General features: G+C 57.5%; 14 protein-coding genes. All 14 read right to left on the reverse strand.

Annotated elements, in window-relative coordinates; genetic code table 11:
• Window positions 1-75 precede the first annotated feature (75 nt).
• The 14 genes from glmU to mnmG all read right to left on the reverse strand — a co-directional run bounded on the left by glmU (window position 76) and on the right by mnmG (window position 13,053).
• Entirely contained in the window at window positions 76-1,443 is a 1,368-nt protein-coding gene (gene glmU / locus HX818_RS14880; protein WP_003213541.1) for a bifunctional UDP-N-acetylglucosamine diphosphorylase/glucosamine-1-phosphate N-acetyltransferase GlmU, read from the reverse strand.
• A gap of 115 nt (window positions 1,444-1,558) precedes the next feature.
• Window positions 1,559-1,984, reverse strand: a complete 426-nt coding sequence (locus tag HX818_RS14885) for a F0F1 ATP synthase subunit epsilon (protein WP_008439541.1) — start codon at window positions 1,982-1,984, stop codon at window positions 1,559-1,561.
• Between the two features lie 44 nt (window positions 1,985-2,028).
• Window positions 2,029-3,408, reverse strand: coding sequence for a F0F1 ATP synthase subunit beta (gene atpD / locus HX818_RS14890; RefSeq protein WP_003213545.1), 1,380 nt, complete (start codon window positions 3,406-3,408; stop codon window positions 2,029-2,031).
• A gap of 27 nt (window positions 3,409-3,435) precedes the next feature.
• Window positions 3,436-4,296, reverse strand: a complete 861-nt coding sequence (atpG, locus tag HX818_RS14895; protein WP_003213547.1) for a F0F1 ATP synthase subunit gamma — start codon at window positions 4,294-4,296, stop codon at window positions 3,436-3,438.
• A gap of 50 nt (window positions 4,297-4,346) precedes the next feature.
• Window positions 4,347-5,891, reverse strand: coding sequence for a F0F1 ATP synthase subunit alpha (gene atpA / locus HX818_RS14900; protein ID WP_003213549.1), 1,545 nt, complete (start codon window positions 5,889-5,891; stop codon window positions 4,347-4,349).
• A 21-nt stretch (window positions 5,892-5,912) separates the two neighbouring features.
• On the reverse strand, window positions 5,913-6,449 hold the full coding sequence (locus HX818_RS14905; RefSeq protein ID WP_003213551.1) for a F0F1 ATP synthase subunit delta: 537 nt from the start codon (window positions 6,447-6,449) through the stop codon (window positions 5,913-5,915).
• 12 nt (window positions 6,450-6,461) lie between these two features.
• Window positions 6,462-6,932, reverse strand: a complete 471-nt coding sequence (locus HX818_RS14910) for a F0F1 ATP synthase subunit B (protein ID WP_008439543.1) — start codon at window positions 6,930-6,932, stop codon at window positions 6,462-6,464.
• A gap of 56 nt (window positions 6,933-6,988) precedes the next feature.
• The gene (gene atpE, locus HX818_RS14915) at window positions 6,989-7,246 is read right to left on the reverse strand and encodes a F0F1 ATP synthase subunit C (protein ID WP_002555987.1); all 258 of its coding nucleotides are present in this window, start codon (window positions 7,244-7,246) and stop codon (window positions 6,989-6,991) included.
• A 133-nt stretch (window positions 7,247-7,379) separates the two neighbouring features.
• Window positions 7,380-8,249 carry a F0F1 ATP synthase subunit A gene (gene atpB / locus HX818_RS14920; protein WP_003213554.1) on the reverse strand — a complete coding sequence of 290 codons (870 nt, stop codon included), beginning with the start codon at window positions 8,247-8,249 and terminating at the stop codon, window positions 7,380-7,382.
• Between the two features lie 16 nt (window positions 8,250-8,265).
• Window positions 8,266-8,673: a F0F1 ATP synthase subunit I gene (locus tag HX818_RS14925; RefSeq protein WP_003213556.1), complete on the reverse strand. Its 408-nt coding sequence runs from the start codon at window positions 8,671-8,673 to the stop codon at window positions 8,266-8,268.
• A 148-nt stretch (window positions 8,674-8,821) separates the two neighbouring features.
• On the reverse strand, window positions 8,822-9,694 hold the full coding sequence (locus tag HX818_RS14930; protein ID WP_177020334.1) for a ParB/RepB/Spo0J family partition protein: 873 nt from the start codon (window positions 9,692-9,694) through the stop codon (window positions 8,822-8,824).
• A gap of 9 nt (window positions 9,695-9,703) precedes the next feature.
• Window positions 9,704-10,501 (reverse strand): ParA family protein, encoded by a 798-nt coding sequence (locus tag HX818_RS14935; RefSeq protein WP_003213559.1) that lies wholly within the window; start codon window positions 10,499-10,501, stop codon window positions 9,704-9,706.
• Between the two features lie 18 nt (window positions 10,502-10,519).
• Window positions 10,520-11,164, reverse strand: coding sequence for a 16S rRNA (guanine(527)-N(7))-methyltransferase RsmG (gene rsmG, locus HX818_RS14940; protein WP_003213561.1), 645 nt, complete (start codon window positions 11,162-11,164; stop codon window positions 10,520-10,522).
• A complete protein-coding gene (mnmG, locus tag HX818_RS14945; RefSeq protein ID WP_003213563.1) occupies window positions 11,161-13,053 on the reverse strand; it encodes a tRNA uridine-5-carboxymethylaminomethyl(34) synthesis enzyme MnmG in 1,893 nt (630 codons plus the stop codon). The genes rsmG and mnmG overlap by 4 nt, the downstream gene beginning before the upstream one ends.
• Between the last annotated feature and the right edge of the window lie 306 nt (window positions 13,054-13,359).

Raw genomic sequence — 13,359 nt, forward strand, 5'->3', positions numbered from 1 at the left:
ATCAACCGAAAGACCGCCTTCGCGAGCAAGCCCGCTCCCACATGCGTACTGCAGTGTTTCAGGGTTGTGGATAACTCAGCTCTTCTTGATTTTGACCGGGCGTTTCCAGCCGTCGATGTTGCGCTGGCGGGCGCGGGCGACGGCCAACTGGGACTTATCCACATCCTGGTTGATGGTGGAACCTGCGGCGGTGTTTGAACCATCACCGATAGTGACGGGGGCGATCAGCGAGTTGTTGGAGCCGATAAACACGTCTTCGCCAATGGTCGTCTGGTACTTGTTGGCGCCGTCGTAATTGCAGGTGATGGCGCCTGCGCCGATATTGCTGCGGGCACCGATCACTGCATCGCCGAGGTAAGCCAGATGGCCGGCCTTGGCGTCGTCACCCATCCGGGCGTTTTTCAGTTCGACAAAGTTACCCACGTGGGCGCGGGCGCCCAGCACGCTGCCCGGACGCAAACGCGCGAACGGGCCCGCATCACTGCCCTCGCCCATCACCGCACCGTCGATATGGCTGTTGGCCTTGATCACCACACCCTTGCGCAGGGTGCTGTCCTTGATCACGCAGTTCGGCCCGATCACCACGTCGTCTTCAATGACCACGCGGCCTTCGAGGATCACGTTGATATCGATCAGCACGTCGCGGCCAACGGTGACGTCACCCCGCACATCGAAACGTGCCGGATCACGCAGCGTCACGCCCAGCGCCATCAGGCGGCGGCCTTCACGCAGTTGGTAGTGACGCTCCAGCTCCGCCAGTTGCTTGCGGTCGTTGGCGCCCTGCACTTCCATCGGGTCGTGAGGCTGTTCGGTGGCGACCACCAGGCCATCGCTGACGGCCATCTCGATGACGTCGGTCAGGTAGTACTCGCCCTGGGCGTTGTTGTTGGACAAGCGGCTCATCCAGTCAGCCAGGCGGTCAGCCGGCACAGCGAGGATGCCGGTGTTGCCTTCAGTGATGGCGCGCTGGGCTTCGCTGGCGTCTTTATGCTCGACGATGGCGGCGACCTTGCCGTCAGCGTTGCGCACGATGCGACCGTAGCCGGTCGGGTCGTCCAACTCGACAGTGAGCAAGCCCATCTGGCCTGGCACCACGTGCTTGAGCAGGCGCTGCAAGGTTTCCACTTCGATCAGCGGCACGTCACCGTAGAGGATCAGCACGGTGTCGGCCTTGATGAACGGCACGGCCTGCGCGGTGGCATGCCCGGTACCCAATTGCTTGTCCTGCAATACGAAATTCAGGTCATCCGCCGCCAGCCGCTCACGCACCACATCGGCACCGTGGCCGATCACCACATGAATGCGCTGTGGATCCAGCTGCCGGGCGCTGTGGATAACATGGCCAAGCATGGAGTTGCCGGCAACCGGGTGCAGCACCTTGGGCAGGGCCGAACGCATGCGGGTGCCCTGGCCTGCGGCAAGAATTACGATTTCGAGAGACATGAATGGCTACCAATCCTGGGCGGTCAGACTTCAGACCAAAGAAGTGTTTTGCAAAAAAAGAAAAAGGGTAGCCGAGGCTACCCTTTTTAATCAATCACGCATGAGGTTTGACGGCTTAGCCGCCAAACTTCTTGCGGATCTGCTGGACGGTGCGCAGCTGAGCTGCGGCCTCGGCCAGACGTGCAGCAGCAGAACCGTAGTCGAAATCTGCGCCTTTTTCGTTCAGGGCCTTCTCGGCAGCCTTGACGGCTTCCTGAGCGGAGGCTTCATCCAGGTCGGCAGCACGTTGCACGGTGTCGGCAAGTACCTTGACCATGTTCGGCTGAACCTCGAGGAAACCACCGGAGATGTAAAACACCTCCCGTTCCCCGCCCAGCTTGGTCAGAGTGATCGGACCAGGCTTCAAGGATGTAATCAATGGCGCGTGGCCAAAGTTAATACCCAGGTCGCCCAGTTCGCCGTGTGCAATCACACTCTCGATCTGACCGGAGAAGATTTCCCCTTCCGCGCTGACGATATCGCAATGGAATGTCATAGCCATCTGCTTGCCTCAACCTGATTAGCGCCCGTTACCGGGCGCCGGAATTACAGTTTCTTGGCTTTCTCGATCGCTTCTTCGATGCCGCCGACCATGTAGAACGCTTGTTCTGGCAGGTGGTCGTAGTCACCGTTGAGGATGCCTTTGAAGCCAGCAATGGTGTCTTTCAGGGAAACGTATTTACCCGAGGCACCGGTGAAGACTTCAGCCACGAAGAACGGCTGCGACAAGAAGCGCTGGATCTTACGAGCGCGGGATACCAACTGCTTGTCGGTTTCCGACAGCTCGTCCATACCCAGGATCGCAATGATGTCCTTCAGTTCTTTGTAACGCTGCAGAACGTACTGGACGCCGCGAGCGGTGTCGTAGTGTTCCTGGCCGATGACGTTCGGGTCCAGCTGGCGCGAAGTCGAGTCCAGTGGATCGACCGCTGGGTAGATACCCAGGGAGGCGATGTCACGGGACAGTACGACGGTGGCGTCCAAGTGGGCGAACGTGGTCGCTGGCGACGGGTCAGTCAAGTCATCCGCAGGTACGTATACCGCTTGGATCGAGGTGATCGAACCGTTTTTGGTCGAAGTGATACGCTCTTGCAGAGTACCCATCTCTTCGGCCAGGGTCGGCTGGTAACCTACTGCGGAAGGCATACGGCCCAGCAGTGCGGATACTTCAGTACCGGCCAGGGTGTAACGATAGATGTTGTCGACGAACAGCAGAACGTCGTTACCTTCATCACGGAACTTCTCGGCCATGGTCAGGCCGGTCAGTGCTACGCGCAGACGGTTACCCGGCGGCTCGTTCATCTGACCGTAAACCAGTGCCACTTTGTCCAGAACGTTGGAATCCTTCATCTCGTGGTAGAAGTCGTTACCCTCACGAGTACGCTCACCCACACCGGCGAACACGGAATAACCGCTGTGCTCGATGGCGATGTTACGGATCAGTTCCATCATGTTTACGGTTTTGCCTACACCGGCACCACCGAACAGACCGACTTTACCGCCCTTGGCGAACGGGCAAACCAGGTCGATAACCTTGATGCCGGTTTCCAGCAGGTCGTTGCCGCCCGCTTGTTCCGCGAAGGAAGGCGCAGGACGGTGAATGCCCCAGCGCTCTTCGGTGTCGATTGGACCGGCTTCGTCGATCGGGTTACCGAGGACGTCCATGATCCGGCCCAGGGTCGCTTTACCGACCGGTACGGAGATGGCTGCGCCAGAGTCAGTGACTTCCAGACCGCGCTTCAAGCCTTCGGTGGAACCCATTGCAATGGTACGAACCACGCCGTCGCCCAGCTGCTGCTGAACTTCCAGGGTGGTGCCTGCATCGCTTTTGACTTTCAAAGCGTTGTAGATGCTCGGTACGCTGTCGCGTGGGAATTCCACGTCGATAACGGCGCCGATGATTTGAACGATACGTCCGCTACTCATAGCTGGATCCTCTGAATATTTGAACCGTTAAACCGCGGCAGCGCCGCCGACGATTTCCGAGATCTCTTGGGTGATCGCAGCCTGACGCGCCTTGTTGTAGATCAGCTGCAAATCGCTGATCAAATCACCGGCGTTGTCGGTAGCGTTCTTCATCGCGATCATCCGCGCAGCTTGTTCAGCCGCGTTGTTCTCGACCACCGCCTGGTACACCTGCGACTCCACGTAGCGCACCATCAAGCCGTCAAGCAGCTCTTTGGCGTCTGGTTCGTAGAGGTAGTCCCAGTGGTGCTTGAGTTCTTGTTCCGGGGCGGCCACCAATGGAATCAACTGCTCCACGGTAGGCTGTTGCGTCATGGTGTTGATGAACTTGTTGGATACCACGGAGAGGCGGTCAATCCGGCCTTCCAGGTATGCATCCAGCATCACCTTGACGCTGCCGATCAAATCATTGATCGACGGTTCTTCACCCAGGTGGCTGATAGCTGCAACGACGTTACCGCCGAAGTTGCGGAAAAAGGCCGCACCCTTGCTACCGACCACACACAGATCGATCTCGACGCCTTTTTCGCGGTTTACCGCCATGTCCTTGACCAGGGCCTTGAACAGGTTGGTATTCAAACCACCGCACAAACCACGGTCACTGCTCACCACGACATAACCGACGCGCTTTACTTCGCGATCGATCATGAACGGGTGGCGATATTCCGGGTTGGCGTTGGCCAGATGACCAATAACCTGGCGGATACGCTCCGCGTAGGGACGGCTAGCAGCCATGCGCATTTGTGCCTTGCGCATTTTGCTGACCGCCACTTTTTCCATGGCGCTGGTGATCTTTTGCGTGCTTTTGATGCTCGCAATCTTACTGCGAATCTCTTTTGCGCCTGCCATGTAACACCTATCAGGTTAGCAAGCGGGAGCCTCGCGGCCCCCGCTGCGGCTTACCAGGTTTGGGTGGCCTTGAACTTCTCGATACCGGCTTTGATGCCAGCGTCGATGTCGTCATTGAAGTCACCCTTCACGTTGATCTTCGCCATCAATTCGGCGTGATCGCGGTTGAAGTAAGCAATCAGCGCTTGTTCGAAGCTGCCGACCTTGGTGATTTCAACGTCGGTCAGGAACCCACGCTCAGCGGCATACAGCGACAGCGCCATGTCAGCGATTGACATTGGTGCGTATTGCTTCTGCTTCATCAGCTCGGTAACGCGCTGACCATGCTCAAGTTGCTTACGGGTCGCTTCGTCCAGGTCAGAAGCGAACTGGGCGAATGCCGCCAGTTCACGGTACTGAGCCAGAGCGGTACGGATACCACCGGAGAGCTTCTTGATGATCTTGGTCTGAGCGGCACCACCCACACGGGATACCGAAACACCGGCGTTCACTGCAGGACGGATCCCGGAGTTGAACATGGCCGATTCCAGGAAGATCTGACCGTCGGTGATGGAAATCACGTTGGTCGGAACGAACGCGGAAACGTCGCCAGCCTGGGTTTCGATGATCGGCAGTGCGGTCAGGGAACCGGTTTTGCCGGTCACTGCGCCGTTGGTGAACTTCTCTACGTATTCTTCCGAAACGCGGGATGCGCGCTCCAGCAGACGGGAGTGGAGATAGAACACGTCGCCTGGGTAAGCTTCACGGCCTGGTGGACGGCGCAGCAGCAGGGAAATCTGGCGGTAAGCCACTGCTTGCTTGGACAGATCGTCATAAACGATCAGCGCGTCTTCACCGCGGTCGCGGAAGTATTCGCCCATGGTGCAACCGGAGTACGGTGCCAGGAACTGAAGTGCAGCGGATTCGGAAGCACTGGCGGCCACGACGATGGTGTTAGCCAGGGCGCCGTTTTCTTCCAGCTTGCGAACCACGTTGGCGATGGTCGATTGTTTCTGACCGATGGCTACGTAGACGCAGAAAATCCCGCTGTCTTTCTGGTTGATGATCGCGTCGATCGCCAGAGCGGTTTTACCGATCTGACGGTCACCGATGATCAGCTCACGCTGGCCACGGCCGACAGGAATCATGGCATCGACAGCCTTGTAGCCAGTCTGTACAGGCTGGTCTACCGACTTACGCCAGATCACGCCTGGAGCAACTTTCTCGACCGCATCGGTCTCGGTGTTGTTCAGCGGACCTTTGCCGTCAACTGGGTTACCCAGTGCGTCGACAACGCGACCCAGCAGTTCCTTACCAACCGGAACTTCCAGGATGCGGCCTGTGCACTTGGCGCTCATGCCTTCGGCCAGAGTCTGGTAGGAGCCCAATACAACGGCACCTACAGAGTCTTGCTCCAGGTTGAGGGCCATACCGTAGACGCCGCCCGGAAACTCGATCATCTCGCCGTACATTACGTCGGCCAGACCGTGAATCCGCACGATGCCGTCAGATACGCTGACGACAGTGCCTTCGTTACGGGCTTGGGAGGTCACATCGAGCTTGTCGATGCGGCCCTTGATAATTTCACTTATTTCGGAAGGATTGAGTTGCTGCATTGCTCTGCTGCCCCTTCAAACTCAAGATTTCAATGCTTCGGCAAGATTCGCGAGTTTGCCGCGAATCGAGCCATCGATAACCAGGTCGCCGGCGCGAATGATGACACCACCAATCAGGGTGGCATCCTCCGCAACTTGCAGGCGCACTTCCCGGTCGAGTCGTGCACTGAGAACCTTGGCGAGTTTGTCTTGCTGTTCTTGGTTCAATGCAAAAGCACTGGTCACTTCAACATCTACCGATTTCTCTTGTTCGGCCTTGTACAGGTCAAACAGAGCGGCGATCTCCGGCAGAAGCGGGAGACGGTCGTTTTCGGCAACGACGTGGATGAAGTTCTGCACTTTCACATCAAACTTGTCGCCGCACACGTCAATAAACGTGGCGGCCTTGTCTGCGCTCGTCAGTCGCGGGGCCTTGAGCACGCGCTGCATGGTGTCGTCTTGCGACACTGCTGCAGCCAGGCCGAGCATGGCTGACCAAGAGGCCAGCTGCTGGTGGGCCTGGGCGTGCTCGAAGGCTGCCTTAGCGTAAGGTCGGGCCAACGTGGTCAATTCTGCCATGATCGCCCTCGCTTAAATTTCAGCAGCCAGTTTGTTTACCAGCTCCGCGTGCGCGTTTTGATCGATTGTGGCACCCAGGATCTTCTCAGCACCGCCGACGGCCAGAGCACCCAGTTGGGCACGCAGCGCATCTTTGACACCGTTCAGTTCCTGCTCGATCTCGGCTTGAGCCTGAACCTTCACACGGTCAGCGTCGATACGGGCTTTTTCAACAGCCTCTTCAACGATCTGGTTACCGCGTTTCTTGGCTTGCTCAATGATTTCAGCTGCCTGAGCTTTCGCTTCGCGCAGTTGTTGACCCGCTTTATCTTGGGCCAACTCCAGGTCGCGAGCTGCTCGTGCGGCAGCGTCCAGTCCGTCTGCGATCTTCTTCTGACGTTCGTGCAAAGCCGCGATGACCGGAGGCCATACGAACTTCATGCAGAAAACTACAAAAATCAAGAACGCTAAGGACTGACCAATAATGGTTGCATTAATGTTCACGCCAATACCTCGCTCGTTCGTTGCACAACACACCAATCACTCGAAAAAACGAGTGATTAACCGGCGAGTTGACCAACGAAGGGGTTCGCGAAGGTGAAGAACAGAGCGATACCAACACCGATCATGGTCACGGCGTCGAGCAGGCCGGCGACGATGAACATTTTAACTTGCAGCATTGGAACCATTTCTGGCTGACGCGCTGCGCCTTCCAGGAACTTGCCGCCCAGCAGGCCGAAACCAATGGCAGTACCCAGGGCGCCCAGGCCGATCAACAGTGCAACAGCGATAGCGGTTAGACCAACTACAGTTTCCATCTTTCCTCCCGACTTTTACGTCGTATGGTTTAGGTTTTTTAGATTTTAAAGCGGTAAAACAAATCGTTTCATAGCCCTTCAGGGCTACCCTCCCGTTTGACCGGGAGGGACATCAGACTAGTCGAGACTGGTCTTAATGGTTCTCTTCGTGCGCCATCGACAGGTAGACGATGGTCAGCATCATGAAGATAAACGCCTGCAGGGTGATGATCAGGATGTGGAACACAGCCCACGCCCACTGCAGAACAATGCCCAGGCCGCTAAGCCAGAGCAGACCACTGCCGAACATCACAGCGATCAGAATGAACACCAGCTCGCCGGCATACATGTTGCCGAACAGTCGCAGGGCCAGGGAAATCGGCTTGGCGACCAGGGTCACGAACTCCAGCAGGAAGTTCACCGGGATCAGCAGCGCTTGAACGAAGATGTTCTTGCTGCCGAACGGGTGCAGGGTCAGTTCGCCGATGAAGCCGCCGATGCCCTTGATCTTGATGCTGTAGAAAATGATCAACGCGAACACCGACAGGGCCATGCCCAGGGTGGCGTTAGGGTCCGTGGTCGAAACCGCACGGAATGGAATGTGGTGATCGCCGGAGATCAGGATGGCCAACTGAGGAATCCAGTCGACCGGGATCAGGTCGACGGCGTTCATCAGGAACACCCAGACGAAGATGGTCAGTGCCAACGGTGCAATCACCGCGCTACGACCATGGAAGCTGTCCCGCACGCTGCCATCGACGAATTCGACCAATACTTCAACGAAGTTCTGCAAAGCACCTGGCTGACCGGAAGTCGCCTTCTTTGCCGCCATGCGGAAAATCAGGACGAAGATCAGGCCCAATGCGACAGACCAGCCCAGAGTATCCAGGTGGAATGCCCAGAAGCCCATTTCTTTGGCTTCTGCTGCGGAGTGGGCAAAGCCCCAGCCGCCGTTGGGAAGCTGACCGAAGGTCAGGTTCTGCAAGTGGTGCTGGATATAGCCCGAAGCGGTTGTTTCTGCCATGGTTGCCTCAAACGCCCTAAGGTTTCGAAAGTCTTGTTTTCATTAGCAGGGGAGCGAACCAGCTGACCAGTTGGGTCAACACGAAGACGCCGAATACAGCCAGCGGCGCCAATGGCTTCACACCTGCAAAGGTCAGTGCAAACAGCACTGCCGTCAAAATCAATTTCCCCGCCTCGCCGGCATAAAAGGACCGGACGATAGCCTGGGCTGCTCGGGCGCCGGAAAACCGAAAGGCCCTGTGAGCAAAATACATATTGGGCAGCAAGGCTATCAGGCCTCCGCAGAGTCCCGAGTATCCGGCTACGACTCCATACCAATACCAGAGCGCCAAAGAGGCGATCAGTAAAATGACAAATTGAGCCACTAAAACCGGGAAAACGGCCAAGCGATGGAACGGCAACGTGTTTGGCGTGCGGGTTTCCATCACTCTTGCTCCTCAATGGTCGGCTGCCGGAAATCAATAACTTGGCATAATTTGTGCCGACAAAATGCGCGCAGAGTATAGGGGCGGTTCTGCCCCTATTCAACTGCCGGGTAGTGATTTCCGACTGCGCGCTACAGAAGCAATTGTTTCAGCGGATGTGGGCAAGGACGCCCTGAAGCTCATCCAATGAGTTATATCCGATGACCAATTGCCCTTTGCCTTTCTTGCCATGACGAATTTGCACCGCAGAGCCTAGGCGTTCGGCCAGGCGCTGCTCCAGGCGTGCAATATCCGGATCAGGTTTGGCGGTTTCGACCGGTGCAGGTTTGCCACTGAGCCACTGGCGAACCAGGGCCTCGGTCTGACGAACGGTGAGGCCTCGTGCGACAACGTGTCGCGCCCCCTCAACCTGTTGATTTTCCGGCAAACCGAGCAAAGCACGGGCATGACCCATTTCCAGGTCGCCATGGGAAAGCATGGTTTTGATGACTTCCGGCAGCGCGATCAGGCGCAACAGGTTGGACACGGTAACCCGGGACTTGCCCACCGCATCCGCGACTTCCTGCTGAGTCAGTTTGAATTCCTGCTGCAAACGCTGCAGGGCGATCGCTTCCTCGATCGGATTGAGGTCTTCACGCTGGATGTTCTCGATCAACGCCATGGCGATGGCGGTTTCATCCGGCACATCGCGCACCATTGCCGGAATGGTTTCCTTGCCGGCCTGCTGGCTGGCGCGCCAGCGGCGCTCGCCGGCGATGATTTCAAAGCGGCCTGCACCAATCGGGCGCACCACGATCGGCTGCATCACGCCCTGGGCCTTGATCGAATTCGCCAATTCCTCCAGCGCCTGCGGGTCCATGTCCCGGCGCGGCTGGTATTTGCCGCGCTGGATCAGGTCCAGCGGCAGGTGCTGCAGCTCACGATCGTCGGCCTGCACCGCTTGCTCTTCAAGGGTCGTGACAGTCGGACCACTCAGCAGTGCATCCAGTCCACGTCCGAGACCTCGTTTCTTGACGGCCATGGGGATTCCTTAAGTTGGCTGGGCTGCAGCGGTGCGTGAATTGCGGCGTTGACGGCGAACCATCTCGCCGGCCAGCGCCAGATAGGCAATGGCGCCGCGGGAAGACTTGTCGTACGCCAGCGCGGGCATGCCATAGCTTGGCGCTTCGGCCAGGCGGATGTTGCGTGGAATCACGGTGTCGTAGAGCTGATCGCCGAAGTGTTCCTTGAGCTGTGCCGACACATCGTTCATCAGGCTCAGGCGCGGGTCATACATGGTCCGCAGCAGGCCTTCGATTTGCAGGTTCGGGTTGAGCAACTCGGCGATACGCTTGATGTTATCCACAAGGTCGCTCAAGCCTTCGAGCGCAAAATACTCGCACTGCATGGGGATAATCACCCCGTCGGCCGCAACCAGTGCGTTCAACGTCAGCATCGACAGCGACGGCGGGCAGTCGATCAAAATGTAGTCGTAATTCTCGCGAATCGGCGCCAGAGCGCTGCGCAGACGGCTTTCTTTCATCTGCATTTCCAGCAGCACCACTTCCGCCGCGGTCAAATCGCGGTTGGCCGGCAGCAGTTGATAACCGCCGTGCTCGGAGAAGTGCATGGCCTGGGCCAGGTCGCACTCGCCAATCAGCAAGTCGTAGACCGAGTTTTCCAGGCCGTGTTTATCCACACCGCTACCCATGGTGGCGTTGCCCTGTGGATCGAGATCGATCAACAGCACCCGACGCTTGGTAGCGACCAGGGATGCTGCGAGGTTGATGCAGGTGGTGGTTTTGCCCACGCCACCTTTCTGGTTCGCTATCGCGAATACCTTAGCCATTCTTGCTTGTGTTCCCAATCATGCCGTGCGGCGCAGTATCAGCAGATGGCGTTGGCCTTGGCAACCGGGTACGGCCAAGGCGTGTTCGCTATCGAGGTGGAAGTCTGCCGGCAATGCTAACAGCTCGTCGCTTGGATGAACGCCCTTCATTGCCAGCCAACGGGTATCGCGGTCGCCGAGGTGGCGGGTCCAGTTGCTGAAGTTCTCCATGCTGCTGAACGCCCGGGAAACAATTCCGTTGAAAGGCTGTTCAGGCGTAAAGGCTTCGACGCGACTGTGGATAACTTGCAGGTTATCCAGCTTGAGTTCGAGTTTGACCTGGGTCAGGAAGCGGGTTTTCTTGCCGTTGCTGTCCAGGCAAGTCACTTGCGACTCCGGAAACAGGATCGCCAGCGGGATGCCGGGCATGCCGCCGCCGCTGCCAACGTCGAGCCAGCGGCCGTTTTCGATAAACGGCATCACACTGAGACTGTCGAGCAGATGGCGGGAGACCATTTCGTCCGGGTCACGCACCGCAGTGAGGTTGTAAGCCTTGTTCCATTTGATCAACAGGGCCAGATAACCCAGCAGCAACTCGTGCTGGGCTTCGGTCAGGTTGACGCCAAGCTGGCGAGCACCTGTGGATAACTCTTCGGCGTGTTGCGAGGTGACCAACGAACTCAAGCGCTTTGCTCCAACTGACGGCCCGCGCCGCGTTTTTTCAAATGAATCATCAACAGCGAAATGGCTGCCGGCGTGACGCCCGGGATACGGGACGCCTGGCCCAGGGTCTCAGGTCGAGTTATCCCCAGCTTGCCTTGGATCTCTTTCGACAGCCCGGAAATGTTTGTGTAATCGATATCCACAGGCAGCTTGGTGTCTTCGCTGGCCCGCAGACGAGCGATCTCATCCTGCTGACGGTCAATGTAACCGGCGTATTTGGTCTTGATTTCGACCTGCTCGGCAACCTGTGGATCTTCTGCGCCACCGCCGGTGACCGAGATCAGACCAGCGTAGTCGATTTCCGGACGGGACAGCAGGTTCAGCAAGTTGTATTCGTGAGTCAGCGGCGTGCCGAATTTTTCGGCAATCGCGTCGCCTTGCTCGGTGCCCGGGCGAACCCAGGTACTTTTCAGACGTTGCTCTTCCAACTCGATACTTTCGCGTTTTTTGCAGAAGGCCGCCCAACGCACGTCGTCGACCAGGCCCAACTCGCGACCTTTTTCGGTCAAGCGCAGGTCGGCGTTGTCTTCCCGCAGGATCAGGCGGTATTCGGCCCGGGACGTAAACATCCGGTACGGTTCCTGGGTTCCGAGGGTGATCAGGTCGTCGACCAACACACCGATGTACGCCTCATCGCGACGCGGGCACCAGCTGTCTTTGCCCTGAGCACGCAGTGCCGCGTTGGTTCCGGCCAGCAACCCCTGGGCGCCGGCTTCTTCGTAACCGGTGGTGCCGTTGATTTGCCCTGCAAAGAACAAACCGCCGATGACCTTGGTTTCCAGGCTGTATTTCAGGTCACGCGGGTCGAAGTAGTCGTACTCGATGGCGTAGCCAGGACGCACGATGTGCGCATTTTCCATACCGCGAATCGACTGCACGATCTGGATTTGCACGTCGAACGGCAGAGACGTGGAAATTCCGTTCGGGTACAGCTCGTGGGTGGTCAGACCTTCCGGTTCGATAAAGACCTGGTGGCTTTCCTTGTCGGCAAAGCGGTGGATCTTGTCTTCGATCGACGGGCAGTAGCGCGGGCCAATACCTTCGATCACCCCGGAATACATCGGCGAACGGTCGAGGTTCGCGGCGATGATTTCGTGGGTGCGGGCGTTGGTGTGGGTAATCCAGCAACTGACCTGCTTCGGATGCTGTTCCTTGGAGCCCATGAACGACATCACCGGAATCGGTGTATCGCCGGCTTGCTCGGTCATCACCGAGAAATCCACAGACCGGCCATCAATTCGCGGCGGCGTGCCGGTTTTCAGGCGACCAACACGCAGTGGCAGTTCGCGAAGGCGCTGAGCCAGGGCGATTGACGGTGGATCACCGGCGCGGCCACCGGAATAGTTCTGCATACCGATGTGGATAAGTCCGCCGAGGAAGGTACCGGTGGTCAACACCACGGATTCTGCGAAGAAACGCAGGCCCATTTGCGTGACAACACCGCGTACCTGGTCTTGTTCGACGATCAGGTCATCGGCTGCCTGTTGAAATATCCACAGGTTCGGCTGGTTTTCCAGGGTTTCGCGGACAGCGGCCTTGTACAGGATGCGGTCGGCTTGAGCACGTGTGGCTCGTACGGCCGGGCCTTTGCGACTGTTCAATACGCGAAATTGAATACCACCCTTATCGGTGGCCATGGCCATCGCGCCGCCCAGGGCATCGATTTCCTTGACCAGGTGGCTTTTGCCAATCCCGCCGATCGCGGGGTTGCAGCTCATGGCGCCGAGGGTTTCCACGTTATGCGTCAGCAACAGGGTTTTTGCCCCCATGCGTGCTGACGCCAGTGCTGCCTCGGTACCGGCATGACCGCCGCCGATGACGATCACTTCAAAACGGGAAGGGAAATCCACCACGCACCTCGTGCCTGCTTCTGTAGGTAATTAGGAATGAGCGTTCGAGATCAGGTTTTCGAACGAGTCGGCAAGTATAGGGACTTCGCCCTTCCTAAAGAACCCTTTGCACAAAATTTAACCAGCTGTGGATGAATCACGAACAATAGAAATTAAAAGAGAGAAATTTATTAAATCTTTGTTTTTATGTTTATTTCTACTGAGGCATGTTTCTGTGGATAGATCTCTACAGGCCTTTATTTACTTTATGTACAGAGATTCAAAAGTCTGTGGTTAGGTGCCAATGAGGCCCTTGGATAAGTGCTT

The sequence above is a fragment of the Pseudomonas sp. F9001 genome, assembly GCF_013385435.1.
Classification (GTDB): Bacteria; Pseudomonadota; Gammaproteobacteria; order Pseudomonadales; family Pseudomonadaceae; genus Aquipseudomonas.